This is a genomic window from Nocardioides sp., from assembly GCF_047602075.1.
Classification (GTDB): Bacteria; Actinomycetota; Actinomycetes; order Propionibacteriales; family Nocardioidaceae; genus Nocardioides.
This window is the reverse complement of the sequence record NZ_JASGIF010000002.1, coordinates 1-23,705: the sequence shown is the minus strand read 5'-3', so window position 1 is coordinate 23,705 and position 23,705 is coordinate 1. Positions and strand designations below refer to the sequence as shown.

Annotated in this window: 39 protein-coding genes and 3 tRNA genes; 34 read left to right on the top strand and 8 right to left on the bottom strand. The window is 70.0% G+C overall.

Annotated features, from left to right (window positions below):
- The first annotated feature begins 63 nt into the window (after positions 1–63).
- From serS to QM714_RS12790, 4 genes are read left to right on the top strand one after another with little or no spacing between them, the layout of a single operon-like run.
- On the top strand, positions 64–1,344 hold the full coding sequence (gene serS, locus QM714_RS12805) for a serine--tRNA ligase (RefSeq protein ID WP_415101156.1): 1,281 nt from the start codon (positions 64–66) through the stop codon (positions 1,342–1,344).
- Positions 1,337–2,185: an HAD family hydrolase gene (locus tag QM714_RS12800; RefSeq protein ID WP_415101154.1), complete on the top strand. Its 849-nt coding sequence runs from the start codon at positions 1,337–1,339 to the stop codon at positions 2,183–2,185. The genes serS and QM714_RS12800 overlap by 8 nt, the downstream gene beginning before the upstream one ends.
- Entirely contained in the window at positions 2,182–3,006 is an 825-nt protein-coding gene (locus QM714_RS12795) for an HAD family hydrolase (RefSeq protein ID WP_415101152.1), read from the top strand. The genes QM714_RS12800 and QM714_RS12795 overlap by 4 nt, the downstream gene beginning before the upstream one ends.
- A 57-nt stretch (positions 3,007–3,063) precedes the next feature.
- Positions 3,064–3,732: a hypothetical protein gene (locus QM714_RS12790; RefSeq protein ID WP_415101150.1), complete on the top strand. Its 669-nt coding sequence runs from the start codon at positions 3,064–3,066 to the stop codon at positions 3,730–3,732.
- Positions 3,733–3,738: 6 nt separating this feature from the next.
- Here the strand turns inward: QM714_RS12790 and QM714_RS12785 are convergent, their stop codons facing one another.
- From QM714_RS12785 to QM714_RS12770, 4 genes are all read right to left on the bottom strand, one after another.
- Positions 3,739–4,353, bottom strand: a complete 615-nt coding sequence (locus QM714_RS12785) for a bacterial proteasome activator family protein (RefSeq protein ID WP_415101148.1) — start codon at positions 4,351–4,353, stop codon at positions 3,739–3,741.
- A gap of 49 nt (positions 4,354–4,402) precedes the next feature.
- Positions 4,403–5,383, bottom strand: a complete 981-nt coding sequence (locus QM714_RS12780; RefSeq protein WP_415101146.1) for an NAD(P)H-quinone oxidoreductase — start codon at positions 5,381–5,383, stop codon at positions 4,403–4,405.
- A gap of 4 nt (positions 5,384–5,387) precedes the next feature.
- Positions 5,388–5,711: a DUF6457 domain-containing protein gene (locus QM714_RS12775; protein ID WP_415101144.1), complete on the bottom strand. Its 324-nt coding sequence runs from the start codon at positions 5,709–5,711 to the stop codon at positions 5,388–5,390.
- Positions 5,712–5,787: 76 nt separating this feature from the next.
- Positions 5,788–6,354: a molybdenum cofactor guanylyltransferase gene (locus QM714_RS12770; RefSeq protein ID WP_415101142.1), complete on the bottom strand. Its 567-nt coding sequence runs from the start codon at positions 6,352–6,354 to the stop codon at positions 5,788–5,790.
- A gap of 85 nt (positions 6,355–6,439) precedes the next feature.
- On the opposite strand from QM714_RS12770, the gene QM714_RS12765 reads away from it, so the two are divergent.
- The 4 genes from QM714_RS12765 to QM714_RS12750 all read left to right on the top strand — a co-directional run bounded on the left by QM714_RS12765 (position 6,440) and on the right by QM714_RS12750 (position 8,902).
- Positions 6,440–7,231 carry a carbon-nitrogen hydrolase family protein gene (locus QM714_RS12765; RefSeq protein WP_415101140.1) on the top strand — a complete coding sequence of 264 codons (792 nt, stop codon included), beginning with the start codon at positions 6,440–6,442 and terminating at the stop codon, positions 7,229–7,231.
- A gap of 172 nt (positions 7,232–7,403) precedes the next feature.
- Positions 7,404–8,459, top strand: a complete 1,056-nt coding sequence (locus QM714_RS12760) for a hypothetical protein (RefSeq protein ID WP_415101138.1) — start codon at positions 7,404–7,406, stop codon at positions 8,457–8,459.
- Between the two features lie 57 nt (positions 8,460–8,516).
- The gene (locus tag QM714_RS12755) at positions 8,517–8,750 is read left to right on the top strand and encodes a biotin/lipoyl-binding carrier protein (protein WP_415101136.1); all 234 of its coding nucleotides are present in this window, start codon (positions 8,517–8,519) and stop codon (positions 8,748–8,750) included.
- 60 nt (positions 8,751–8,810) lie between these two features.
- Positions 8,811–8,902: transfer RNA gene (locus tag QM714_RS12750), tRNA-Ser, on the top strand.
- 70 nt (positions 8,903–8,972) lie between these two features.
- Here the strand turns inward: QM714_RS12750 and QM714_RS12745 are convergent.
- The gene (locus QM714_RS12745) at positions 8,973–9,251 is read right to left on the bottom strand and encodes a hypothetical protein (RefSeq protein ID WP_415101134.1); all 279 of its coding nucleotides are present in this window, start codon (positions 9,249–9,251) and stop codon (positions 8,973–8,975) included.
- Positions 9,252–9,445: 194 nt separating this feature from the next.
- Between QM714_RS12745 and QM714_RS12740 the strand changes: the two genes are divergently transcribed.
- A complete protein-coding gene (locus QM714_RS12740) occupies positions 9,446–9,892 on the top strand; it encodes a hypothetical protein (RefSeq protein WP_415101132.1) in 447 nt (148 codons plus the stop codon).
- A 102-nt stretch (positions 9,893–9,994) separates the two neighbouring features.
- Positions 9,995–10,084, top strand: a tRNA-Ser gene (locus QM714_RS12735).
- 508 nt (positions 10,085–10,592) lie between these two features.
- Here QM714_RS12735 and QM714_RS12730 read toward each other — a convergent pair.
- Positions 10,593–11,585 carry a LuxR family transcriptional regulator gene (locus QM714_RS12730; RefSeq protein ID WP_415101130.1) on the bottom strand — a complete coding sequence of 331 codons (993 nt, stop codon included), beginning with the start codon at positions 11,583–11,585 and terminating at the stop codon, positions 10,593–10,595.
- A 190-nt stretch (positions 11,586–11,775) separates the two neighbouring features.
- Between QM714_RS12730 and QM714_RS12725 the strand changes: the two genes are divergently transcribed.
- A tRNA-Arg gene (locus QM714_RS12725) sits at positions 11,776–11,848 on the top strand.
- Here QM714_RS12725 and QM714_RS12720 read toward each other — a convergent pair.
- The gene (locus tag QM714_RS12720; RefSeq protein WP_415103022.1) at positions 11,807–12,124 is read right to left on the bottom strand and encodes a helix-turn-helix domain-containing protein; all 318 of its coding nucleotides are present in this window, start codon (positions 12,122–12,124) and stop codon (positions 11,807–11,809) included. The genes QM714_RS12725 and QM714_RS12720 overlap by 42 nt on opposite strands.
- Positions 12,125–12,230: 106 nt before the next feature.
- Between QM714_RS12720 and QM714_RS12715 the strand changes: the two genes are divergently transcribed.
- The 23 genes from QM714_RS12715 (at position 12,231) to QM714_RS12605 (ending at position 23,184) form a co-directional block, all read left to right on the top strand.
- Positions 12,231–12,413 carry a helix-turn-helix domain-containing protein gene (locus QM714_RS12715; RefSeq protein WP_415101128.1) on the top strand — a complete coding sequence of 61 codons (183 nt, stop codon included), beginning with the start codon at positions 12,231–12,233 and terminating at the stop codon, positions 12,411–12,413.
- 276 nt (positions 12,414–12,689) lie between these two features.
- Entirely contained in the window at positions 12,690–13,709 is a 1,020-nt protein-coding gene (locus QM714_RS12710; RefSeq protein WP_415101126.1) for a hypothetical protein, read from the top strand.
- 22 nt (positions 13,710–13,731) lie between these two features.
- The gene (locus tag QM714_RS12705; protein ID WP_415101124.1) at positions 13,732–14,757 is read left to right on the top strand and encodes an N-acetylmuramoyl-L-alanine amidase; all 1,026 of its coding nucleotides are present in this window, start codon (positions 13,732–13,734) and stop codon (positions 14,755–14,757) included.
- The gene (locus tag QM714_RS12700; RefSeq protein ID WP_415101122.1) at positions 14,754–15,008 is read left to right on the top strand and encodes a hypothetical protein; all 255 of its coding nucleotides are present in this window, start codon (positions 14,754–14,756) and stop codon (positions 15,006–15,008) included. The genes QM714_RS12705 and QM714_RS12700 overlap by 4 nt, the downstream gene beginning before the upstream one ends.
- Positions 15,008–15,169, top strand: a complete 162-nt coding sequence (locus tag QM714_RS12695) for a hypothetical protein (RefSeq protein ID WP_415101120.1) — start codon at positions 15,008–15,010, stop codon at positions 15,167–15,169. The genes QM714_RS12700 and QM714_RS12695 overlap by 1 nt, the downstream gene beginning before the upstream one ends.
- Positions 15,169–15,903 carry an endonuclease/exonuclease/phosphatase family protein gene (locus QM714_RS12690; RefSeq protein ID WP_415101118.1) on the top strand — a complete coding sequence of 245 codons (735 nt, stop codon included), beginning with the start codon at positions 15,169–15,171 and terminating at the stop codon, positions 15,901–15,903. Before QM714_RS12695 ends, QM714_RS12690 begins: the two co-directional genes overlap by 1 nt.
- Positions 15,904–15,998: 95 nt before the next feature.
- Positions 15,999–16,139 (top strand): hypothetical protein, encoded by a 141-nt coding sequence (locus tag QM714_RS12685; protein WP_415101116.1) that lies wholly within the window; start codon positions 15,999–16,001, stop codon positions 16,137–16,139.
- 167 nt (positions 16,140–16,306) lie between these two features.
- Positions 16,307–16,456 (top strand): hypothetical protein, encoded by a 150-nt coding sequence (locus QM714_RS12680; protein WP_415096396.1) that lies wholly within the window; start codon positions 16,307–16,309, stop codon positions 16,454–16,456.
- A gap of 26 nt (positions 16,457–16,482) precedes the next feature.
- Positions 16,483–17,652 carry a hypothetical protein gene (locus tag QM714_RS12675; protein WP_415101114.1) on the top strand — a complete coding sequence of 390 codons (1,170 nt, stop codon included), beginning with the start codon at positions 16,483–16,485 and terminating at the stop codon, positions 17,650–17,652.
- A 3-nt stretch (positions 17,653–17,655) separates the two neighbouring features.
- Positions 17,656–17,874, top strand: coding sequence for a hypothetical protein (locus QM714_RS12670; protein WP_415096392.1), 219 nt, complete (start codon positions 17,656–17,658; stop codon positions 17,872–17,874).
- A gap of 22 nt (positions 17,875–17,896) precedes the next feature.
- A complete protein-coding gene (locus tag QM714_RS12665) occupies positions 17,897–18,415 on the top strand; it encodes a hypothetical protein (RefSeq protein WP_415096390.1) in 519 nt (172 codons plus the stop codon).
- 99 nt (positions 18,416–18,514) lie between these two features.
- On the top strand, positions 18,515–18,811 hold the full coding sequence (locus QM714_RS12660; RefSeq protein ID WP_415096388.1) for a hypothetical protein: 297 nt from the start codon (positions 18,515–18,517) through the stop codon (positions 18,809–18,811).
- Between the two features lie 31 nt (positions 18,812–18,842).
- On the top strand, positions 18,843–18,980 hold the full coding sequence (locus tag QM714_RS12655) for a hypothetical protein (protein ID WP_415096386.1): 138 nt from the start codon (positions 18,843–18,845) through the stop codon (positions 18,978–18,980).
- A gap of 1 nt (position 18,981) precedes the next feature.
- Entirely contained in the window at positions 18,982–19,308 is a 327-nt protein-coding gene (locus QM714_RS12650; RefSeq protein ID WP_415096384.1) for a hypothetical protein, read from the top strand.
- Complete coding sequence (locus QM714_RS12645; RefSeq protein WP_415101112.1) at positions 19,305–19,898, top strand: LysM peptidoglycan-binding domain-containing protein; 594 nt, start codon at positions 19,305–19,307, stop codon at positions 19,896–19,898. Before QM714_RS12650 ends, QM714_RS12645 begins: the two co-directional genes overlap by 4 nt.
- 3 nt (positions 19,899–19,901) lie before the next feature.
- A complete protein-coding gene (locus tag QM714_RS12640; protein ID WP_415096380.1) occupies positions 19,902–20,567 on the top strand; it encodes a hypothetical protein in 666 nt (221 codons plus the stop codon).
- Complete coding sequence (locus tag QM714_RS12635) at positions 20,564–21,304, top strand: hypothetical protein (protein ID WP_415100899.1); 741 nt, start codon at positions 20,564–20,566, stop codon at positions 21,302–21,304. Before QM714_RS12640 ends, QM714_RS12635 begins: the two co-directional genes overlap by 4 nt.
- Positions 21,301–21,684, top strand: coding sequence for a hypothetical protein (locus QM714_RS12630; protein WP_415100897.1), 384 nt, complete (start codon positions 21,301–21,303; stop codon positions 21,682–21,684). Before QM714_RS12635 ends, QM714_RS12630 begins: the two co-directional genes overlap by 4 nt.
- Complete coding sequence (locus tag QM714_RS12625; RefSeq protein ID WP_415096374.1) at positions 21,681–22,244, top strand: hypothetical protein; 564 nt, start codon at positions 21,681–21,683, stop codon at positions 22,242–22,244. The genes QM714_RS12630 and QM714_RS12625 overlap by 4 nt, the downstream gene beginning before the upstream one ends.
- Positions 22,241–22,459 carry a hypothetical protein gene (locus QM714_RS12620; RefSeq protein WP_415096372.1) on the top strand — a complete coding sequence of 73 codons (219 nt, stop codon included), beginning with the start codon at positions 22,241–22,243 and terminating at the stop codon, positions 22,457–22,459. Before QM714_RS12625 ends, QM714_RS12620 begins: the two co-directional genes overlap by 4 nt.
- Positions 22,456–22,635, top strand: a complete 180-nt coding sequence (locus QM714_RS12615) for a hypothetical protein (protein WP_415096370.1) — start codon at positions 22,456–22,458, stop codon at positions 22,633–22,635. Before QM714_RS12620 ends, QM714_RS12615 begins: the two co-directional genes overlap by 4 nt.
- Entirely contained in the window at positions 22,632–22,787 is a 156-nt protein-coding gene (locus tag QM714_RS12610; RefSeq protein ID WP_415096368.1) for a hypothetical protein, read from the top strand. Before QM714_RS12615 ends, QM714_RS12610 begins: the two co-directional genes overlap by 4 nt.
- 166 nt (positions 22,788–22,953) lie before the next feature.
- On the top strand, positions 22,954–23,184 hold the full coding sequence (locus QM714_RS12605; RefSeq protein ID WP_415101110.1) for a hypothetical protein: 231 nt from the start codon (positions 22,954–22,956) through the stop codon (positions 23,182–23,184).
- Here QM714_RS12605 and QM714_RS12600 read toward each other — a convergent pair.
- Positions 23,181–23,615: a hypothetical protein gene (locus QM714_RS12600; protein ID WP_415096364.1), complete on the bottom strand. Its 435-nt coding sequence runs from the start codon at positions 23,613–23,615 to the stop codon at positions 23,181–23,183. The genes QM714_RS12605 and QM714_RS12600 overlap by 4 nt on opposite strands.
- Positions 23,616–23,705 lie beyond the last annotated feature (90 nt).

The window sequence follows — 23,705 nt, the reverse complement described above, 5'->3', positions numbered from 1 at the left end:
TCGCCGCGGGTCGTGCGCGAAACGCCGGTGCTGGCACCGACGACTGGCCGATAGCCTGAAGGCATGATCGATCCACGTCTGCTCCGAGAACATCCCGACCGCGTGCGCGCCGCTCAGGCCAAGCGCGGTCTTTCTGGTGACGTGGTGGAGCGGGCACTCTCCGCGGACGAGCAGCGACGCGCGGCGATCGCGTCGTACGAAGTGCTGCGCGCCGAGCAGAAGACGATGGGCAAGCAGGTGGCTCGGGCGCAGGGAGACGAGAAGGCCGCCCTTCTCGCCCGGACCAAGACACTCTCCGCCGAGGTCAAGGAGGCCGAGGGTCGGCAGACCGCCGCCGAGGCGGAGTGGCGCGCGGCGCTGATGGCGATCCCCAACGTCGCCGCCGACGAGGCGCCGGCCGGTGGTGAAGAGGACTTCACGGTGCTGGAGACGATCGGGACCCCGCGCGACTTCGCGGCCGAGGGTTTCGAGCCGCGCGACCACATCGAGCTCGGCCGGATGCTGGGCGCCATCGACCTCGACCGCGGCGCCAAGGTGTCCGGGTCGCGGTTCTACTTCCTGACCGGGGTCGGTGCTCAGCTTGAGTTGGCGTTGATCAACCTGGCTATGCAGCAGGCCCGTGAAGCGGGATTCACTCAGGTGATCGCTCCGTCGCTGGTCAAGCCTCGGGCGATGGATGGCACCGGCTTCCTGGGTCAGGCCGCCGACGACGTCTACCGGATCGAGGGTGAGGAGCTCTACCTGGTGGGCACCTCGGAGGTGCCGATGGCGGCCTACCACTGCGACGAGATCCTCGACGTGGCGAGCCTGCCGCTGCGCTATGCGGCCTTCAGCCCATGCTTCCGCAAGGAGGCCGGGTCGCATGGCAAGGACACCAAGGGCATCATCCGGGTGCACTGGTTCGACAAGGTGGAGATGTTCGTCTACTCGACCCTCGAGGAGTCCTTCGCCGAGCACGAGCGGCTGCTCGCGTGGGAGAAGGAGTTCCTCGACAAGCTGGAGCTGGCCTATCGCGTCATCGACGTCGCCGCCGGGGACCTGGGCCTGTCGGCACAACGGAAGTTCGACTGCGAGGCCTGGATCCCCACCCAGGGCAAGTATCGCGAGCTCACGTCCACGTCCAACTGCACCGACTTCCAGACGCGTCGCCTGGACACTCGTTGTCGCCGCCAGGACGGTTCGATCGGCCCGATCGCGACCCTCAACGGCACGCTGTGCGCCATGACGCGCGCGATTGTCGCGGTCTTGGAGACGCACCAGCAGGCCGACGGCTCCGTGCGTGTCCCCCAGGCGCTGCGACCCTGGCTGGGCGCCGATGTCTTGGAGCCGGTGATCGGTGGCTGAGCAGATCCAGGCCGACGACTGGCGGCCCAAGCTCGTCGCGCTGGACATCGACGGCACGCTGCTGCGCTGGGTGGCCAGCGGCGCGACCCAGGAGGAGATCTCTCCGGCGGTGTACGACGCCGTGCACCGCGCCGCGGCCGCCGGAGCGCACATCGTGCTGGCGAGCGGGCGGTCGGCGCATGGGATGACCCCCGTCGCCGACCTGCTCGACCTGCCGAAGGACGGGGAGGACCGGCTCTGGGTGGTGGCCTCCAACGGCGCTACCGTCTTCCGCTATCCGCCCGTGGAGCTGATCTACGAGGAGACCTTCGACGCAGCACCGGCGGTCACGGCGGTGCTGACGGAGCACCCCAAGGCCCTGGTCGCAGTGGAGGAGTGGGGCATCGGCTATCGCCTCAACCGACCGTTCCCCGACGGCGAGTTGACCGGCGAGATGATCATCGCCGAGGTGGCCGACCTGGTCGCCGAGGAGGTCAGCCGCGTGATCATCCGCGACCCCGACGCCACCGTCGAGGAGTTCATCGAGCTGGCCGAGCGGCTCGGGTTGCACGGCACCGACTACATCGTGGGGATCACCGCTTGGCTGGACCTGGCCCCGGTAGGAGTCTCGAAGGCGTCCGGGCTGGAGCGGGTGGCGGCCGAGCTGGGCATCGCCGCCGAGGATGTGCTCGCGATCGGTGACGGTCGCAATGACCTGGAGATGCTGGCGTGGGCAGGTCGCGGCGTCGCGATGGGGCAGGCGATCGAGGTGGTCCGCGAGACCGCCGCCGCCGTCACCGCGTCGGTCTACGACGACGGCGCGGCCGTCGAGCTGAACCGCTGGTTCGGATCCGGCCGATGACCGTGGCGCCGGCTTCGCGGACGCCACGGCTGGTCGCCACCGATCTCGACGGCACCCTCGTCGCCCCCGACGGGTCGGTGACTCGACGCACCCGTGACGTGCTCGCGGCCCTGGACGAGCGCGGTGTGGCGATCGTGCTGGTCACGGCGCGTCCCCTGCGCTGGATGGACGAGCTGTGGCCGCTCACCGGCCGAGTCGGGCGCGGCATCGTCTCCAACGGCGCCGTCGTGTACGACGCCCACGCGCGTCGCGTCCTCGACGTGACCGGCATCGAAGCCCCCGAAGGCTTGGCGCTCACCGCTGACATCGGCTCGGCGGTGCCCGGCGCCACCTTCGCCCTCGAGTGTGTCTCGGGCATCAAGCGCGATCCCCGCTTCCACGAGCCGCACTCCGTCCCACCCGGCAGCCCCGTCGCGGAGCTGTCGGAGCTGTGGACCGAGCCGGCCGTCAAGGTGATGGTGCGCGCACCCGAGGCCGACCCGAGGCTCTTGTTGGAGGGCACGGTCGCGGCGGTGGGTGATCGGGGGACGGTGACCTGGACCATCCCCGGGCTCGTCGAGATCGGGCCGCCCGGCGTCACCAAGGCGACCACCCTGGCACACGTTGCCGAGGACCTCGGTCTGAGGGCAGCCGACGTGGTGGCGTTCGGCGACATGCCGAACGACATCTCGATGCTGTCGTGGGCAGGGACGTCGTACGCCATGGCCAACGGCCACCCGAGCGTGCAGGCCTGCGCGGATGCGGTCGCGCCCGCCAACGACCAGGACGGGGTCGCGGAGACGCTGGCCGCGTTGTTCGGGCTCGAGACCTGGGACCGCTGACCGGTGGCGCTCGTCGAGCGGAGGGCTGCTGCGGGCGGGGGCCGTAGGGTGTCAGTCGTGACGGCTCTGGGTGCACCTGTCCTGCGCGCGACGGCGCGGGCATGGGCGCGTGCCCTGACCGTCGTCAGCCTGCTCGGGGCGGGCCTGGTGGTCGCGGGCCTGGGCGCCGTTGCCACCGCGCCGACGGCCTCGGCCGCGCCGGGGGCGGATCGGTGCACCTGCCCGGGAGGCAAACGCATCGATCGGTTGGCCAAGGAGGCCGATGCGGTCTTCACTGCCCGCGTGGTGACGTCGTCGTCCCGGACGCATGGTGAAGGCAAGAAGGCGAAGCAGGTCCGGCTCTACACCGCCGAGGTCGACCGGGTCTTCCAGGGCAAGGTCACCCGGGCCAGAGTGTTGATCCGCTCGGCCCAGTCGGCCGCGTGCGGTTTCGGCAACATCCCGACCGACCAGACCTGGCTGTTCTTCGTGACGGGCGGCGGCGCCAGGTTCGTCGGCAACGTCTGCGGCGGCGCCGGCCGAGCCACCGACGCGAAGATGGCCAAGGTCGAGGCCGAGTTGGGCCAGGGCACCACGATGCAGCCCACCCAGCCCGCGCGAGATCCACTGGCCTTCACCGACGAGCACCCAGCCGCGGTCACTCCGCTGAGCCGCCTGATCGCCCCCGGCGCCGCCGTCACCCTGATCGGTCTGCTCGGCCTGGTGCTGTTCCGCCGCCGAGCCTGACCTTCGCTACAGGTACATCCCGCCGCTGCCCTGGCCGTGCGAGGCCGTCGGTGTGCCCGGAGGCGTGGGCGGCTCGGGCTGTCCCATCACTCCTGGTGGGAGGGCGCGCCGCATCTGCTCAAGCTGGGCGCGGGCGGCGACCTGCTGGGCGTAGATCGCGGTCTGGATGCCATGGAAGAGGCCCTCAAGCCACCCGACCAACTGGGCCTGGGCGATCCGCAGCTCGCTGTCGCTCGGGGTGGAGTCGTCGGTGAAGGGCAGCGAGAGGCGCTCCAACTCCTCGACGAGCTCGGGCGCCAGCCCCGTCTCGAGCTCCTTGATCGAGGCTCGATGGATGTCTCGCAGGCGGGTCCGGCTCGCCTCGTCCAGCGGTGCCGCCTTCACCTCCTCGAGGAGCTGGCGGATCATGCTGCCGATCCGCATCACCTTCGCCGGTTGCTCGACGAGATCGGTGATGTTGCGGGCCTCGTCGTCCTCGTCCGCCTCGCTGCTCTCCTCCTCCGCCTGCTGCAGCAGTGCTGCCGGAATGGTCCCGACCGGTTGCCCGTCGGGACCCACCACGACCACCTGCTCGGTGGCGTCGCTGCCTGCTGGCTCCGCTGCGCTGTCCTGCTCGCTCATGACCTTCAGCCTAGTGTCGTGTGCCTGAGGGGGATCCGCGCAGGTCTCCTCACTCGGTGGTGAGCAGGATCTTGCCGAGGTGGCCACCCGCGTCGAAGGCTGCGTGGGCGGAGCGGACGTCGTCGAGGGAGTACGTCGCCTGCACGATCGTGCGGACGACCCCGTCGCCGATCAGCGGCCAGACATGGTCGACGACGGAGGCGCAGATAGTGGCCTTCTCCTCGACGGGTCTGGCCCGCAGGGAGGTGGCGATCACCGCCGCCCGCTTGCTCAGCAGCAGGGCCAGGTCGAGCTCGGCGCGGGTGCCGCCTTGAAGACCGATCACGACCAGTCGGCCGCCGGTCGCGAGCGTGGCCAGGTTGCGGGAGAGGTACTTGGCGCCGATGTTGTCGAGGATGACGTCTGCGCCGTGCCCCTCGGTCACCTGATGAACCACGTCGACGAAGTCCTCGTTGCGATAGTCGACGGCGACCTCGGCGCCCAGTTCGACACAGGCCGCCCGGTTCTCCGCCGATCCGGCGGTGGTGAGCACACGCGCTCCCACGGCATGGGCCAGCTGGATGGCGCAGGTGCCGATGCCACCCGAGCCGCCATGCACCAAGAAGACCTCCCCCGGTTGCAGATTGGCGGCGAGGAACACGTTGGACCACACCGTGGCGGTGACCTCGGGGATCGCAGCCGCGGTGACCAGGTCGACGGCGTCGGGCAGCGGCATCAGCTGCCCGGCTGGCACCAGTGCCTTGGTGGCGTAGCCGCCACCGGCGAGAAGGGCGCAGGCCCGATCGCCGACCTGCCAGCCGGCGACCTCTTCGCCAACCGCTGCGACCGTGCCGCTGCACTCGAGTCCCAACACCTCGGTGACGCCGGGCGGCGGTGGGTAGAAGCCCCGCCGCTGCATGACGTCGGCTCGGTTGAGGCCAGCCGCTGCGACATCGAGGACGACGTCGCCGGGGCCGGGCTCGGGATCGGGCAGCTCGACCACGTCGAGCACCTCGGGGCCACCCGGCCGGGACGCAACAACAGCGCGCATGAGGTCAGGCCTCGAAGCTCTCGCCGGTGTGGTCGATCCCGCTGTCGTCGGGCACCTCGTCGTCCACGTCGTCGGGGTCGGGCGCACCGGAGGGGCGGTCCCAGCCGTCGGCCAGTGACTGAATCCGGCCCGCCATCTCCTCGATGGCCTCCGGGTTGCTGCCGCTGCTCCCCGCGGCGAAGCCGAGCAGATAGGCGCTGATCGGCGCCGCGGGTCGCTCGACCTGGTGGGCGGTGGACTTCGCCAGATCCAGGATCAGCCCTTCGTCGACCTCGGTGTCCAGGTCGAGCATGTCGCACAGCTCGTCGATCCAATCGTGCAAGTTCACAAGCACCAGATTGTTGGATGAGTGCGCTGCTCGCAAGTCTGTCGGCGTGATCTGTCGGGTTGATCTCTCGGGGTGGTCAGACGAGGTCGGACCAGGTGTCCACGTCGTGGCCCTCGTCATCGACGGCCGCCACCTCGGCCAGGTCGAGCTCACCCAGCAGCCGCCGCCAGGCCAACCCCTGCCCGTCGTCGTCGGCGGTCGCGGCGTCGAGCCGGTCCAGGCGGAGCACGGCGGCCAGATGTCGCCGGCCGTCGGCGCCGACGAGGACGGCGCCGTCGCGTCCAGCCGACGCCGCTCGCAACCGTCGGATGGTCTCCGGGGTCAGCCTGGGCATGTCGACCGCAACGACGGCCACCAGCTCGACGGGGTCACGCAATGCCCGGCGACCCGCGAGCAGACCGGCGACCGGTCCGCCCAGGGGTGGATCCTCGCGGGCGAAGGTGACCGCGCGGGTCACCGGAGTCGGCGGGCCTGCGACGACGACCTCGGAGCAATCGACCAAGGCGTCGAGAACCCGCTCCAGCATCGGCTGACCGGCGTACTCCAGACTGGCCTTGTCCGTGCCGCCGAGCCGGACCGCCGTGCCTCCCGTCAGCACGACCGCAGCGAGACTGACGGACGCCGCGCCGGTGGGCTGGGACATGTCCGGATCCTCCCACGCGGCGGCCCGGCGACCGGCGTCGATGACATCCGTCGCCGGGAGGTCCGCGACGTGGCAGGCTGAGAGGGTGACCGAGCGACTGACCGGGCGACTGACCGGGCGACTGTCTGTGGCCCTGATCCAGCAAGCCTCCTCGCTGGACCCTGCGGACAACCGAGCCGCGTTGGCCGAGCACACCCCGACCGGCCACGACCTGGTCGTCTTTCCCGAGGTCTTCGCCCGCGACTTCGGGGCGCCCGGATCCGATGTCTCCGGGTTCGCCGAGGAGCTGGACGGGCCCTTCGTCACCGAGCTCGAGCGGGTCGCCCAGGCGCGGGGCACGACCGTGGTGGCGGGCATGTTCGAGGTCGGAGAGGACCCGGCCCGCCCGTTCAACACGCTTGCGGTCCGCGGCGCCGCGGCGGCGTCGTACCGCAAGATCCACCTCTACGACTCGTTTGGTTTCAAGGAGTCGGATCGGCTCAGCTCGGGCCCTTTGGGGACGACCGTGTTCGACCTCGCCGGCTTCCGGATCGGCCTGATGACCTGCTACGACCTGCGCTTCCCGGAGATGGCCCGGGCGCTGGTCGAGGCCGGAGCGGAGGTCTTGGTGGCACCCGCCGCCTGGGTTGCGGGCGATCGCAAGCTCGACCACTGGCGCACGCTGGTGCGAGCCCGGGCGATCGAGAACACCGTGTTCGTCGTCGCGGTCGGGCAGCCGGCACCGCGCTACACCGGCCACTCCCTGGCCGTCGACCCCTGGGGTGAGGTGCTGGTCGAGCTCGGCGACGGTCCCGACAGTGGCAGTGTCGAGCTCGATCGCGCCGTTCTGGTGGCGTCCCGACAGACCAATCCGTCCCTGGCGAACCGCCGGATGTAACTCTGGATCCGTGGAAGGCCGCCTACTGCGCGACTCCGGAGCGGCGCCCTGGCTGCGTTGCCGAACGCTCGAAAGACGCCCAGTCTGCCTTCGCGCCGACGCCTTGCCATCGCACCCCTCCGGCGCCGCTCGCAACGGCGCCCCTCCACGGATCAGGGTAACCTTCCCTCCCGTGTCCGAGCGTGGGTCCACCGATCGCCGCCGTCGCGCCAGCAGGCCGGCGTCGCGGCCGCGGCTGACGACGCGCCTCTCTGTCCAGCCGGGGACCAGGCTGATCTTGTGGCTGCACGTCGCGGTGATCCTCGCCGGCCTGGTCGCCCTGGGTCTGTCGGGCGTGGAGATCGGGCCCTCCTGGTTGGACGGTGCCGGCGCGGTCGCGATCGGCACGACGTACGTCTGGATCCTCGCCGCCCGCACCGGTGGCCAGGTGCTGGTCTTCGTGCCGCTCGCCCTCGCGGTAGGGCTGGTCGCGGTGGTCCTGGACAACGGGGTGCTGCGCTCGGGCACGGCGGTGATGACCTCGGCGGCCGGCGCAGCGCTCGGAGTGATGGTCACCGTGCCCGCGCCTCGGTTCTTGAGTGCTGCCCGGGAGGTGGTCGTCGCGCTGCTGGTGGCCGGGGTGGGCGCGGTCGCCTCGGTCGGGTTCGAGCCGCGGCTCACGCTGGAGCGGTTCGACTACGCGACGCTGGCGGTTTCGTTGGGGTTGGTGTTCGCGCTCGTCTATCGCCTCGGCGCGGGTCTGCACGGGCTCGGCACGCGTGGACTCGTGATCGTGGTGGGCGGTGGCCTGACGTTGGCGGTGGCGATGGCGTACGCCGAGCTGTTGCGCCGCTATGGCACCCCCGGCCTGGTGCACTCGGCCTTCGACGCCGTGCACTGGATGCGCGACCACCTCGGTGCCTCGCCCAGGCCACTGCAGGCGCTGCTCGGCATCCCGGCGCTGACCTGGGGCTGTCATCAGCGGGCACGGCGTCGCCAGGGCTGGTGGGCCTGCGCCTTCGGTGTCACTGCGACTGCCCCGGTCGCCACGCTGGTGATGGACCCGGCTCTCCCGCTGGTGGAGCTGGCGCTCATCGAGGTCTACACCCTCCTAGTCGGGCTGGCCATCGGCTTCGTGGTGATCCGACTGGACCTGGCGCTCACCGGCTCCCGCGGCAGGGGCGCCCGTCGGGCGGAGGAGGCCACCGCCGTACGCCCCGAGCCAGTGCGCACCGCCGCTTTGTTGTGACCCTCGCGGGGCTACCGCCTGCGGCATACCCGCCGGTAGGGGATAGCGTCGTCTCCTGTGGCGCGCGTGCAGGTGACCGAGGTCGTGGCGGAGATGGTGGCCAACGTGCTCGCCATCTCGGTCGAGGTCGGTGGCGATGTGTCGATCGGCGACACCGTGGTGTTGCTGGAGTCGATGAAGATGGAGATCCCGGTCATCGCGGAGGCGGCCGGCACGGTGCAGGACATCCGGATCGCCCCCGGTGACGTCGTCCAGGAGGGCGATGTGCTGGTCGTGCTGACCCTCGGCTGACCTCCTGCGGCTCGCCGACGATCTCATAGACTTCTCGGTGTGCCCGCTGCGGCGGCGCACGGAGGGGTGCCGGAGTGGCCGATCGGAACCGCCTTGAAAGCGGTCGCTGGCAGAGATGTCAGCCGCGGGTTCGAATCCCGCCCCCTCTGCCACCGCCCCCTCTGCCAGTGCCACTCTGCCAGGGCCTACTGCGACGTCCGACGTTCCGACGTTGGAGGCGCCCTACTCGGAGCCGCCGATCTCCATCGCCACGTCGTCGTAGGCCATGTCGTTGAGCCGCTGGATGTGGTGGGAGATGTCGGCGAGTAGCCGACGGAGGTCGGTGCGGATCTCCTCGACCTCTTCACCCTCCAGCACCTGGGGGCCGAGAGCACTCAGCCGACCCAGCAGTGCGTTGCGCTCGCGCAGCGCACTACCACCTCGAGCAGCCAGCCACTCCTCCTCGTGTTGGGCACTCTCGGCGATGAGGATGTCTCGGACCCCGGCCATCTGTTGACGCACCGTCCAACGCCAGGTGCCCGAAGGCGGTCCTTGGCGTGGCGGGGTGTCAAGCGCTTGGTGAAGGCTTTGCAAGGCCGCCGTGGTGTTTCGCATGGCGCCTCCCGGGAGGGATGGAGACTACGAGTGTGACCCGGTTCACGCGGGGATTCAAGACCGGTTGGCGCTTGACGAGCGGGTTCGGTTGAATTCGGTCCGTGGCATCTGAGTATCACCTTGCTCCGCCCGTGCTGGCCCGGCTAGTGGGCCTCGCGCTGGTTGCCCTGGCCGTGCTGGTGTTCGTGACCACGCTGGTCGGAGTGTTGGCCGCGTGGTCCCCGGCAGTGACCGCGGCGGTCGGGCTGGCGGGTTTGATCGCCGTGTTCACGTGCGCCGGGTGGTTGCGTCGCGCGGTCGTCGTACGGCTCGACGCGGAGGGCTATCGGGTGCGGCTCGTGCGGGGCGCCGGGGTCACCGCTGCAGCGTGGCCGAGGGTCGAGGACGTGGTCAGTGCCGAAGTAGCTGGCGACCCGTGTGTCCAGTTGCGGCTGGCTGACGGCGGGACGACGACCCTGCCTCTGCGCGCGCTGGCCGTAGCGCCGGACGACTTCGTCACCGATCTGCGCCGGCATCTGCAAGAAGGCCACGGCCTGCGGCCGTTGTAGCTGCCCGCGGCTCGGCGAAGGCGCGGCCAGCCCCTGTCGCTCGGTGGCAGCTTCTGATTCGGCACAACGGGCAGCGGCCTTGTAGCCTGTGCACGCGCATCGGGAGGCGTCGCCTAGTCCGGTCTATGGCGCCCGCCTGCTAAGCGGGTTGAGGGCAAACCCCTCTCGCGGGTTCAAATCCCGCCGCCTCCGCGCTCACGTCGGCCCCGTGTCAGCGAATCGCTGAAGCGGGGCCGACGAATTATAGAGCAATTCGCGACGATTCTGGGGGATTGCCAATGTCTGCATTGCAGGAATTTGAGGCATCGATTGGTTAGTCGACTGCGCTGGTGCCTGGACAATGGAGACAACACGGGGCCACCGGCGGCCCTGTACCAAGGGTTTGGAGAGTCACATGTTCAACATCCGTCGTGCATCGGCTGCTATCGCTACCGTCCTGATCAGCGTCGGCTTCGTCACGATCGCGTCCCCCGCACACGCAAGCGCGGACACCAGTTGGGGGCGCGGCGGCGGTGCCTCGGTCTCCCGTTGACGGACCGACCGGGAGTAGTATCGAATGAGGTTGAGACGTCGACCGGCCAACCCCACACGGTCCGGTCATGAGCCACCCCCCGGCCCGTCTCACCACACGAGGGCAGCGACTAGATCGCTGCCCTCGTGGCATGTCGCGCTGCCGCTACTCGGATTCGGTCGCCGGGTGCTACTCCGACTCCTGACCGGAGACGCCCTTGAGGCCCATGGCGTAGCCGAGCTGGAAGCGGGTCATCACCTGATACTCCTGCTTGAGGTCGGCCACGTAGCCGGCGTAGGTCCGCGGGCTGACCCCGAGACGCTTGGCGCTCGCCGGGTCTGCGTGTCCCTCGATCAGCATCCTGATCGTCATCGCACGCTGCTCTGCGGCGACATGGCGAAGCATTGTGGTTTCTCGGTTGGTGAACGGTCGGGCGCGTTCCCACGTGCGTTTGAACATATCGACCAGGTAGGCCACGATCGACGGCTCGGAAATCGCGAGCGCGGCGTCCAGCCCGGCGCTGCTGGGAATCACCGCGATGCGTTGGTCGACGACGATCAGGCGATTGAAGAACTCGTCAAGCGTGCGCACCTCGGCGCCACGTTGGGTGACCTGGGCGACGTACTTGTGGGTGATCGCACTGCGCCGCGCCGAGTGCTGGTAGAGCGTGCGCATGCGAATCCCGCGATCCAGCGCTGCGACATCGCGAACCGCGGCCGCGGCCAGTGACGGGGCATCCCGGTCGGTCTGCGGTTGCGCGGTGAGCAGCTCGAACTGGGCGTCGGCCACGATCGAGGCCAAGAAGGTCTCGATCGCCTCACCTTGGAGTTCGGTGATCAGATCGCGACCGCCCTGCGGCGACCGGCGCCAGCTCTGGGCCAACGAGGTGAAGGCGGAAGCCCACCGCGACGACTCGGAGAGCAGCTCGGACCCCTCGGTGCTCAACGGGGCGACGATCTGCGACTGCACCGAGCTCGGGTCGACCGGGGTGTACTCCATCGCCTCGGGGTCGAGCAGCAGGAGACCCATCCGCTGGAGGAGCTCGAAGGCACCCCGTGCGTCGCCTTCTTCCGCGATCCGAGGGTCGGCAGCAGAGATGCTGCCCTGTTTGACGACGTCCTCGAACAGCGCAGCACTCTCGGTCTCGAAGAGCTCTCGATCGCTCGCGCTGAACAGCGGCACCGATTCGGCCCTCCCTTCGGTGCTTCCCCAGAAGTGCTAAACCATGGTCGCAGACGAGACTAGATCGCGCCGGGGTTTGCGGCTGGCTGACTGCTCAGTCGAACCCCGGTGTCGAGGGTAGGCGGGTCGCCCAACTGCGGATTCGGCAAGCCTGTAGCGGTCCGGTATCCTCGTGCAGTCGTCACGACAAGCGCCCGTAGCTCAACGGATAGAGCATCTGACTACGGATCAGAAGGTTTGGGGTTCGAATCCCTACGGGCGCGCAACTCATCAACGCTCGGCCGAGTGGGCCGCGGGCCGGGTTGAGCCTCGCCCCACATCAACCAATCGCGATCCACCAGCAGGTGGTCCGAGACCCTCTTGACCACCATCGCGAGGTCTGAGGGCCGGCGGCCGTTCTCCCAGCCCGACCACGACGCATAGTGCAGCCCGCAGCGCTCGGCTGCCTCTTGCACGGTCAGTCCCAGCTGCCGGCGCACCACCAGCAACCGCGACCCAAAAGTGTTTTCAGGGACCCAACCCGTTGCTTCAACTGTCATGCCCCGATGCTCTCACTCGGCTTGCAACGTTTGCAACGAAATCTTAGAGCGACACGCCGAGCGAGTGAGTCACTCGCCTCCGAGATGCATGCTTGAGTCTTTGGCCATGGGTCAAGACGACGACATCCTCACCAGCCGCCAGGTAGCGGATCTGTTCAAGGTCGGCACGTCCACGGTCAAGCGGTGGGCCGACGCAGGAGTGATCCCGTGCTTCCGCACGCCGGGCCGGCGCTACCGGTTCCGTCGCGCGGACGTCGAGGCACTCCTAACCAAGCTGGGGGCATCGTGAACGACGAGCCCACCACCCGCCGCGCTCGAGTCCTGCTAGCGCTCGGCGGGATCTACGCCCTGGTCGTGCTGCTCGCCTCAGCTGTTCACCTGCGGTGACGGCCCGCCGCCGGCGAGCTTGGTGGCTCGCTGAGATGCAGGCACACATCCGCGCGAACGAGCGTGCGCACCGGGCCTACCTCGCCCAAGAGAGCGCTGATCGCATCGCCCCCAAGTGCACCCACTGTGGCCGGCACCGGACCCAGAGCCCGGACGGCATCTGCTCGAGGTGCCGATCGTGAGTCGCCCGGACTGGTGGACCTGGTGCTCGACGGTCCGGCGTGAGGCGCCGGATGAAGGTGCTTGGTCCACCGCGATGGTGTGGGGCCTTCACTGCTGGAGCTGGCAGGCGGGCTCAGCGACCGATGCTGAGCGGTCGCGGCCGATGACGGTGATCCAGCTCGCAGAGTTGCACCCCGGCAAGCTCCGCGAGCAGGCCGTCCGGCGCCGGCTCAAGGCCCTCTGCCGCGCGGAGCTCCTGGTGCGACTCAAGGGGCACTCCCGCCACAACCCCGATGTCTATGCGCCTAGCACCGGTAACTCCGTACCGCTGTTGGGCATTAACACCGGTAATTCCGTACCGGAGTTGGGCATTAACACCGGTAACTCCGTACCGGAGTTGGGGGTTAACACCGGTAATTCCGTACCGCTGTTGGGCATTAACACCGGTCACCAAGTACCTGTGTTGCGCTCGGACACTGTTCCTCCCCTAGCAGAGACCCCCAGCGCGGGCGCGTACGCGTATGTACGCGAGGAGCACCCCGGGGGGCGGGGGGATGATCCGATCGGGCTCGAGACCTACGAGCTGCTGGCGCGCGCGATGGACGCCCGAGATCGAAGCAACGTTTCGGCTCGAGTCGCGCCGGGGTGGCGCGTGCGTGCAGTCCGGGGCCTGGCTGAGCTGCGCAATGCCGGCTGGCCGGCCGACCAGCTGGTGGAGCGGTTGACCGCGCGGGACTGGCGTGGCGCTGGGTCGATCGGGCGCGTGCTGAAGGCACGGATTGATGACCTGGCGCTCGAGCCGCCGCCGATGACCGCGCTCGAGCGGCACCAGGAGCGCCAGGCCGCGGCCGCGGTGGCGCCGTGTGACCACCAGACCCCGGGCGGCTGTGCGGCCTGTCCGTGGTGTGCCCGCGGCCAGGCCGACGACGAGGGCGTGGTCTGCGGCCAGTGCGCCGGCTACCGCGACGGGCTCGACCCTCCGGGTGTGACACCCCCCCTGTTTCCCGAGCCGTCCGGCCCGGGTCACCCCCAGTAACACCAACCAAGGAGATTCCCCCATGAGTGAGACCGCGGTCTATGACCCGACAACCGATGCCGGGCCCGAGGTGCTGGACCTGCCCGACGAGCTGCGCCTGGCCGACCCCGAGGAGGCGGGGTCGTACATGGATTCCCCGCCACACATCCCGACCCCGGACCTGGCCCGGCTGGCCGGCGCCCCGGACTACGTGTGGTTGACCTGGCTGGCCGACGAGCTGCGCGCGGCCGGTTGCTCGGTGGTCGAGCACCCGGGATGGAAGACCCGCGGCCGTCCCCGCTCGGCGGGCCCGTTCATGCCGACCGGGGTGATGTGGCACCACGACGCGTCCGCGATCGGGCCGTCGCCGGCGATGGCGGCATTCATCGCGAGCATCGGCCGGCCCGGTGACGGGATCCCGGCCCCGCTGGCGCAGCTGTGGGTGTGCATGGGGTGTCGGGGCCTGCATCCGGTGGGCACCTGGCACGTGCTCGCCGCCGGCCGAGCGAACCACGCCGGCCTGGGTGACGGGTTCGGCCGGATCGGCCGCGACATGGGCAACACCCGCGCGATCGGCGTCGAGACCGACAACACCACCGGGGAGAAGACCCCGCTGGACATGCTGGCCAGCCTCGAGGTCGGGACCGCCGCGATCCTGCGGCGTCTCGGGTCGGATCCGGCCGACAGCTTGTGCGGGCACAAGGAGTACGCGCACGGCCGGAAGTTCGACCCCGACGACATCGACATGATCCTGGCCCGCAAGTCGGTCGCGGCCGCGATCAACCGGCAGAACCACCCGGGCCGGCCCGAGCTGGTCAAGTTCCCCGGCCGCAAGCACTTCACCATCGGGCACCAGTGCACCCACGGCCACGTCAAGCTGCTCGAGATGTGGCTGCTCGAGCTGGCCCCGAAGTCCACCCACAAGTCGTCGGACACCTTCACCCGGTGGACCCAGCAGCAGGTCGCCAAGTTCCAGCGCAACGACCCGAAGTTGGCCGGCGACCCGGACGGGATCCCGGGCCCCAAGACCTGGCGGCTGATCCAGCTCGCCGCGAGGGCCACCCGATGAGCGCGGCCTACAAGCACACGCGCAACGCTGCCGGTGACCCGGTGTGGGTCATCACCATCACGGGCTGGCACGACATCTTTCGGATGGCGTGGAACCTCGTTCATTGCCAGGTCGAGTTCTGCGAGGCCGGCGCAAAGGCGCTCCAGTGGATGAGGGGGGCCACCGGCGCTGAATCCTTCGACCGCTTCGACCAGTCGATGACCGGTGGCAAGGCCAAGCGATGGAGCATCCGACCCAGGGAGAGTGTGTGATGGCCCGGGCCGTGATGCTGGTCGCGGCGATCGTCTACGGCTATCTGGCCGGCTACCGGCGTGCCCGGGATGAGACGCTGCGCGAGCTGGGTCGCGCGTTGCTCGAGGCCCGCCAGGGCGAGGTCGTCGCCGTACCCGAGACCCTCTTCGAGGGCCGATGATGCCGCTCGAGCACGCCCCCACGATCAACGCCGGGACGTGGAACATCGGCAAGGGCAGCTTCCAAGACCTGGCGCTGATGGCGACGAGGTGCGACCTGCTCGGATTGCAGGAGGCCTCCGACCAGGCCGGCAAGCTCGACCGGCTCGCCCACGACCCGCAGGCAGGCCCGCGGTTCGGGGTGTGGCGACCTCACCACGAGGGCGGGCAGGCCGCGACCCCGGTGATCTGGGACCGGCACACGATGGAGCTGGTGCGGCCCTTCGCGCGGCTGCTCTACGACGGCGGGCCGATCGGGAAGGGCACCGGCCCCGACCACGGCAAGCCCAAGTGGCTGGTGGGCGGGATCTTCCTGCACCGCCGCACCCACACCCGGGTCGCGTTCGGCAACCTGCACTGCTACGCCGGCCAGAAGGACGACAACAAGCGCCAGGAGGTCTCGGCCGGCATGGTCGAGCGCGCCGGCGCCCACCTGGCCAAACGCAAGGTGGCTGTGCGGGTCCTGGTGGGCGACTTCAACGCGCTACCGAACACGCCCACCACCGGCTGGCTGCGAGCACACAACTGGTCGTGCGACCAGCTGCACCACCGGATCGGCACCCACAGGGACTGGTCGCCCGACCACGTGTGGTGGAAGGGCCGCGCCCGGTTCTTCGACCACTACGTCCGACACACCGAGAGCGACCACCACGGCCTGGTCACCACCCTCGAGCTGCACCCCAAGGGGCGGTCGTGACCGCGCCGCGCGGGAGCCGGCCCTGCCCGACTGGTTGTGGTCGGCCGGCCCGGCCGGGGCAGCTGATGTGTTGGCCGTGCTGGTCGGTAGTCCCGGTGGGGCTCAAGGGCGAGGTGTACCGGACCTGGCGGATGTGGCGCCGCGACCTGGCCGACGCGGATCGGTTCATCGCCTACGAGGAGGCGAGCGACGCCGCGGTCAGATCGGTCACTGGTGTGCGACACGTCGAGCAATAGGCGGGTGTGTGCGTGGGGTAACGGCCAGGGTCCGCAGTGGCGGGCTCTGGCCCTACCCATGACCGAAAGAGGGAGATGCACATGTCCACGCGCGGGATTCTCTACACCGCTGCGATCGCGTTGGCGGTCGTGGTGGCTTACGACAAGTACGGCAAGCGGGCCGGCTGATGGCGCGGCGTCCGGGCCGGGGGCTGGCGTTTTGGGCGGCGACCGGGATCAGCGGCGTGATCGCGTTGACGGTCCTCAACGTCGCGGCCGACCGGGCCGGCGGCGGGCTGTCGTCTTTCCGTGACTACCTGGTCCGCCGCAACGGCTGACCCTTCCCCTGAGAGAGAGCACACCCATGACAAATGAGGCTCCGGCCCGCTACATGCAGGGGATCGCGGTCCCCGAGTCGAGCGTGAACCCGCGGGAGTTCTTCCTGCGCACGCGGCGGCGTACCCAGCTCGAGTCGTCCAAGGCCTACGCCGGCCTGGGCCAGACCGACACGTTCGAGCTGAAGAAGACCGACATTCTGGCCGGCCTGTTCATCCGGTTCGATGGCTCCCTGGTGACGGTGAAGGGCACCGGTCAGGTCAACACCCAGGCGCGGTGGCCCTACGACCTGATCAAGCAGCTGAAGTTCACCGCCAACGGCCAGTCCAACATCATCAACTGCTCGGGTCTGAAGCTGAAGGCCCGCGAGGCGATGGGCAAGGGTGATCTGACCGACCGCGGTGTCTCGCAGAACTACAACGGCGCCACGGTCACCCAGGGCACGCTGTCGCAGGCGTGTGAGTCGTGGGGTGTGGGCTCGAGGGCGACCAACGTCCCGGACGGCACCTACGACATCGACCTGTCGTGGTTCGTGCCGGTGGCCGAGGACCAGATCGACCTGTCCGGCGCGATCTTCGCGGCCAGCTCCTCGACGGACCTGACGGTCAACATCGACTGGGCGCCGCCCACCGACGTGTTCACCCTGTCCGGCACCGCGACCGCGACCCTGACCGGCACCGTGCAGGTCGTGGCGCTGCGCTACTCGATCCCGCTCGGCCCGGACGGGCAGATCGTGGTCCCCGACCTGTCGGTGTTCCACTCCCTGATCCAGACCCGCTACACCAACCTCGCCAACGGCGAGAACGAGCTGCGGCTCATCGGCCAGGGCGCGGGCAAGACCGTGCTGCGCGCGTTCTCCCAGCTGTGGAACGGTGCGCCGGCGGTCCCGGTGGTCGTCAACGAAGACAACTTCGGGAAGATGGCCTGGCGGTTCGGCGGCAACGAGACCCCCGATGAGTACCCCGACGCGCAGGTGCTGCGCTACATCAACGAGCGGATGTACTGCTCAGACATCGGCGCGGTGTGGGGGTTCCATTGCCACGAGTTCGCCTCGGAGAACGCCTTCCGCGACGCCGTCGATCTGGGCACCGCCTCGGAGTGGCGGCAGGTGATCAACGTGCTGCCGGCGGTGGTGTTGTCCAACGCCGCGGTCGAGACCACGGTGGAGTCGATCTTCACCGCGGGCGCGGGGAGCTGAGCCGTGAACACCTGGCTCAAGCCCGTCGAGGAGAAGTACGGCGGCTCGCTGGCCGGCCCTGCTCGAGCCACGGCTGACGCGACCGCGACCACCACGGTGGCGCCGGTCGCGACGCCGCGGCTGAGCGGGTTCACCTCGACCTCCGAGCCGTTGTTCTGGTTCGGGGTCGTGGCCGCGCTCGGGGTGGGCCTGATGGCCTACTCCACCGCGGTACCCGCCTGAGTCGGTCGGGGGGTGAGAGGCGATGGCCGCTGATCCGACCGAGCTCGCTGCGCTGACCAAGAAGCTGCGCGGCAAGGGGCTCAGTGATGAGCAGGTGGTCGAGAGCCTCCGCGGGCTCGGGTTCTCCAAGGCCCAGGCAGCCGAAGCGGCCGGCGTGGGGAAGACGCCGCCACCCCCCGCCCGCAAGGCCCGGTCCGGCAGTGCTCCCCCAGCTGCCGGACCGGCACCCGTCCCCACCGGGTCGCCGGCTCCGCAGCTGGGGGTCCCGGACCTGTCCGGGCTCACCTTGACCCCGCCGAAGAAGCTGCGGGCCGGCGACCTCGGCGGGTTCGCGGCCGGCCTGGTGCTCTACGTCCTCGCGCTCAACTACCTGAGGTTCGGCGGGGTCGGGGTGTCGGGGTGGCTACGCGCGAAGTTCCTCAACCAGCCCGCCGACCTCGGCACCAAGAAGAAGACCAACCCCGGCGGCAGGGCCGGCGGGGCCAAGAAGAGCAACACCGACAACGGGCTGACCTCCACCAAGGCAGCCGTGAACGCATAGGGAGGACCCGATGGGTGGTCTGTTCGTGATGGCGCTGGGGGTCTGGGTGCTGGTCCAGGTCCTCGGCGGCGACGCGCTCGGCCGGCTCGGGCTGGTCGCGTGAGCTGGCGCGGCGTGTTCGCCGGGGTGCTGGTGCTGGTCGCGCTCGAGGCGGTGCTGCGCACCAACGCCTCAGCCAACCGGTTCGGCGCGATGCTCAGCTCGGTCGCCGGCGGCATCGAGTGGCTGATGGACCCCAGCGTCCCGGCCATCCCCGACCTGGCCGGCCGCGGCACCCCCGACCTGCTCTCCGGGCTCGGCGGCACGGGCGGGCAGAAGGGCAAGGGCGGATCCGGTGGCTCGGGTGGGTTCGCCGGCGGTGAGGGCGGCGGCGCCGGCGGCGGCGGGTCCTGGTAATCGACAACAACCAAGCAAGAGGGAGGCCGGGATGAAGACGGCACTGAAGTACGGCGGCGGGCTGATCGCGCTCTACCTGGTGGTCGCGCACGGCACGCAGTTCGGCAAGGCCGCGCGCGGCGGCGCGGCCGGCGCGAGCAACATCATCAAGACCCTGCAGGGCCGCTGAGATGGGGTTCCGCAACCAGATCACCCGACCGGTGGCCGACTTCACCGTTGACCCCAACCGGCCGGGCGTGGACGTGTTCCGTGACGTCATCACCCGAGTGCAGGGGTTCTTGGTGCCGGCGATGGTCGGCGGCGACACCGACCCGGGCCTGCAGTTCTTCGGCTATGCCGAGTCCCCCCAGGAGTTCCGCGGGGTCGCTGCCCGGGTCACCACGCCCTCGGTGCTGCCTGACGGCACCGCCGACCTGGCCGACGCCGCGACCGCCGACCCGATGGGTGACCCGGTCCGCAAGATCTTCGCTGACCGACTCCGCCGGCGGATCGCATGAGCGCCGGCCCGGAGAAGGTCTTCCCCGCCGACCCCGCCAGCTCGAGCTCGAGCAGCTCGGGCGGCTCGGGCGCGCTCGCGGGCACCATCGGGGTCGGGAAGCTCCGGATCCGCAAGCGCACCGCCGCGATCGCCGGCGCAGCTGTGGCCGTGGTCGCCGGCCTGATCGCCGCCAACCGCAACCCCGCCGACGACACCGAGGAGGCCGACGGCGAGGGCTCGACCGCGATCCTCGACACCACCGACACCGACGTCTACAACGACCTCCAGGGTGCGATCGAGCAGCTCACCGACGAGCTGGGCGACCGGCCCCGCCCACCCAAGCCCGGCGGCGGCAACGGCGGGAAGAAGCACCGCGGCAACAAGCCCGGCCCCCGCGGCGGATCGGGCACCAAGGGCAACACCTACCGAGTCGGCAAGGGCGACAAGCTCAGCGTGATCGCGAAGAAGTTCAAGATCTCCCCGGTCCGGCTGTACCACCACAACCGGAAGGTGATCGAGGCCGCGGCCCGTGCGCACGGTCGCAAGTCTTCCCAGGCCGGCCGCTACCTCTACGCCGGCACCGTGCTGGAGATCCCGAAGAAGAAGTAGCCGATGGCCAAGCTGTCATACGCCCAGGTCTACGGCCTGGCGCGCGGCGCCGGGCTGGGCCGTGACGCCGCGATCACGGCCACCGCGGTCGCGTTCGCTGAGTCCGGCGGGAACAGTGCCGCGGTCGGTGATGTGAACCTGCAAGACGCCACCTGGGGGCCCTCGATCGGGCTGTGGCAGATCCGGTCGATGAAGGACGACCGCGGCACCGGGAACGTCCGCGACGCCACCCGGCTCAAGCAGCCGAGCTTCAACGCCAGGTCGATGGCGACGATCTCGAGCAACGGGCGCGACTTCGGGCCCTGGTCGGTCTACAAGTCCGGCGCCTACCGGGCCCACCTCGCCGCGGCCAGGAAGGCCGCTGGCGGCTCGTCCGGCCCCTGGCCCGACGTTCCTGCCGCCGGCGGCGCCACGGGCGCCGCAACAGGCTCTGGTGGCGGCTCTGGCGGCATCAGGGCACCGCACCCGACCCGGGGTGATACCCAGACCGCCGGCTGGGACTGGTCCCCGCTGCCCGGCGACGACGGGCTGCCCGGCTACTTCGATGACTTGCTGGGTGCAGCTGGTGACGAGATCCGCGGCGCGGTCCTCCAAGGCGTCGTGTTGGCCTCGCTGGTCGCGCTCGGCGGCACCCTGATCGTGCTCGGCGCCTGGCGGGCGGTCCAATGAGCTGGCAGCTGGGCGGGACCAAGCCGTGGGTGGCGGCCGCGGGCCGCGAGATCGGCCACAAGTTCGGGGTGGGCACCATCTACGGGCTCGGCTCGAGGCCCACCGCCGGCTCGGACCACCCCAAGGGCCTGGCGCTGGACTTCATGACCGGATCCGGGACGCCGATCGCGAACTACGCCAAGGCCAACGCCGGCCGGCTCGGGGTGACCTACGTGATCTGGCGCCAGCACATCTGGTCGGTCGCCCGCTCGAGCGAGGGGTGGCGGCTGATGGAGGACCGAGGTGACCCGACCTCGAACCACATGGACCACGTGCACGTCAGCTTTCAGGCCACGGCCCCAGCTGGCGGCGGTGGGGTGAAGTCCGGGGCCGGCGGCGGCGCCCCCGGTCCCGGCAGCAGCACCGGCACCAGCACCGGCAGCGGGGCTGGTGGCGCGAAGGGCGGCAAGAGTGGGTCGGGGTCGGGACCGAAAGGCGCTCAGAACGCCGCTGACACAACTGTCTCGATGTCGAGCTTCATTCTCGGTGGGGTGGTGTCCCCGATGAGCAACGCGATCGTGCTCGGGGGGGTCTTGTTCACCGGCGTCGCGCTGATCGCGGTCGGGCTGGCACGGATCACCAAGCCGCTGACCGACCAGGCCGCCGAGGCCGGCACCCAAGCCGCCATGGTCGCCGCCCCCGAACTCAGGGCCGCCGGCCTCGCTGCCGGCGCCACAACGAAAGGCACCAGCAGATGAGCGAACAGTCCGAACTCGACGCCCAGATCATGTTCACCGAGTGGCTCGAGACCCTCCGCACCCAGGTCATCGAGTCGGTCAACGGCGTCGCCCTGCGCGGCTCCCGGCCGGTCCCTGTCGGCGCCGGCGTCACCCGACTGGCCACCAGCCCGACCAGCCTGGTCGGGTTCGCGCTCCGCAACACCAACGCCGGCGTGAGCACCCTGCTGCTGCGCGACGGGTTCGACGCCACCGGCGAGGTGATCGTCCCTATCACGCTGGCGCCCGGGGAGTCCGTGCGCGACTGGTTCGGCCCCGCCGGCGTCAACCTCTCGATCGGGCTCTACGCCGAGCTGACCGGCTCCGTGGACGGCGCGGTGTTCCTGCGGGGTGCACAGTGAGCTCGAGCGGCGTCGTCGGCGGCGGTGGCGGCGGAAGCCCCTACGAGCTACGCGGCGCCGGAAGCCCTCAAGGTGTGGTCGCCGCCCCGGTCGGCTTCTACTACACCGACGAGGCTGGCACCAACGGCGCGGTCCGCTGGGCCAAGCTCGAGGGGATCGGGACCACCGGCTGGCGCTGCATCGCCGGCGACACCGGCCGGCGTCAGCTCGACGCGCTCCTGGTCAACGGCTGGACCGTTGACATGCACATCTACGTGCGCCGAATCAACGACCAGGTCGAGTGGCGATTCGAGGGCATCAACGGCGCCGCTCGCACGCACAACGTGGGCGGCGCCGCCGAAGACTTCCTGGCCCACATCAACGGGTTCCGGCCCGCGATCCAGCCCAGCGGCCAAGGCAACGGGTTCGGGATCCCGCTCAACACCGGCTCGTTGGTGCTGCTCAACCACCACCAGTCCGGCTACTGGCGAGCCGATGGCCCGGTCTACAACGCCTGGGACTCCGTGAGGCTGCTCACCGCCGATGACTGGCCTGCCGCGCTGCCCGGGGTGGCTGGGTGACCGCCATGGACGTCTTCTGGGTAGCGGTGACCGTGCTCGTGGGGCTGGCGGTGACCGCGCTGTGGCGTGCGCTCGCGCGGATCGCGCAGCTGCCCGAAGCCGTTGACAAGCTCCGCGAGACCGTCGAGCACGCCGTGGAGCGCTACCGGGACCACGAGGCCCGGCTCCGGGCCCTCGAGGTGCCCGCCCAACAACAGAAAGCAGGACGACGATGAAGTCTCAGCTCGACCTCCTGGTGCTCGCCGCCCTGACCGCGCTCGCGCTGATCGCGGTGGTGGTCCTCGCGCTCGCCGGCGTGGCGGTGCCCGATGTGTTCGGGTACGTGGTCGCGGCCTGCATCGGCGCGGTCACCGGGATCACCATGCCCAAGCGCCGAGGCGGCTCGCAGTGAGCAGGGCCCGCAAGCCGTTCATCCCCGACCGGCAGGTGGCGCTGTGGATCGGGTACGGCGGCATCATCATCGGGGCGGTCGCGCTGTGGGACGCCTACGAGGGCCGCGGCCGGCGGCGCCCGTTCGCGACCAAGCTGCTGCCCGGCGGATAACCCCCGTGCCCCGCACGCACCTGCCCGCCCAGCTCGCGCCGGCCTCGGCGTGGCTGATCGAGGACTACCGCCGCGCCGCGGTCCGCTCCCAACCGGCCGCCGGCGGTCTCGCCCAGGTCGACTGCCCCAAGTCCCGCAAGACGAGCTGTGGCTGGTCGAGCGGATCGTGGTGCACTGCACCTCGAGCAACCAGACCGCCGCGAGGCTCTACCTCGACAGCATCGCTCCGGCCGGCGTGCTCGACGGCTCGAGGGCGGGGAACTTCGACGTGGCCGACCAGGGCTCACCCATCCAGGTCCCTGGCGGGTCGGTGCTGATCTGTCAATGGACCGGCGCCGACAACAACGCGGTCGGCACCATGCGGGTCCAATACGTCGTGCTCAAGCAGCGCCGCTAGGCCAGCGCCACCCAGAAGAACCCGACCGTCTGGCCGGCGTCGGCGACCGCGTTGGTGGTCACGTTGCGGGCCTCGAACCACAGGGTCGTCGCGGTGTTGCTGCCCCGCATGTTCAGCATCCGCCAGTTCGCCGTGGTGGTCACCGGGCCGGTGAGCACCGCCACCGGAGCACGGCCCAGGTCGTGTGCGACCGAGACCTGCCCCGAGGCGTCCGTGGTCGGGTTGACGAAGCCGAAATCGACGGCCCGCAGACCCCTCGAGCCGTTGAGCACCAGGCCGTCACCGGTGGTGTGGATCCCGACCTTGTCGGCGTAGGCGTCGAGCTGGTTCCACGACCCGTCAGCTGCGGCCGAGAGGATCAATGAGGCGTTGCCGGCCGGGTTCTCGCCAGGGCCAGCCAGGAGCAGCTGATAGGAGTCCGGCGCAAACACCCGCGCGGCCGACAAGCTCGGCCAGGAAATCTGAGGCCGGGTACGTGAAGTAGTTGATGATCCCGCGGCCGGCGACCTCAGCGATCTCGA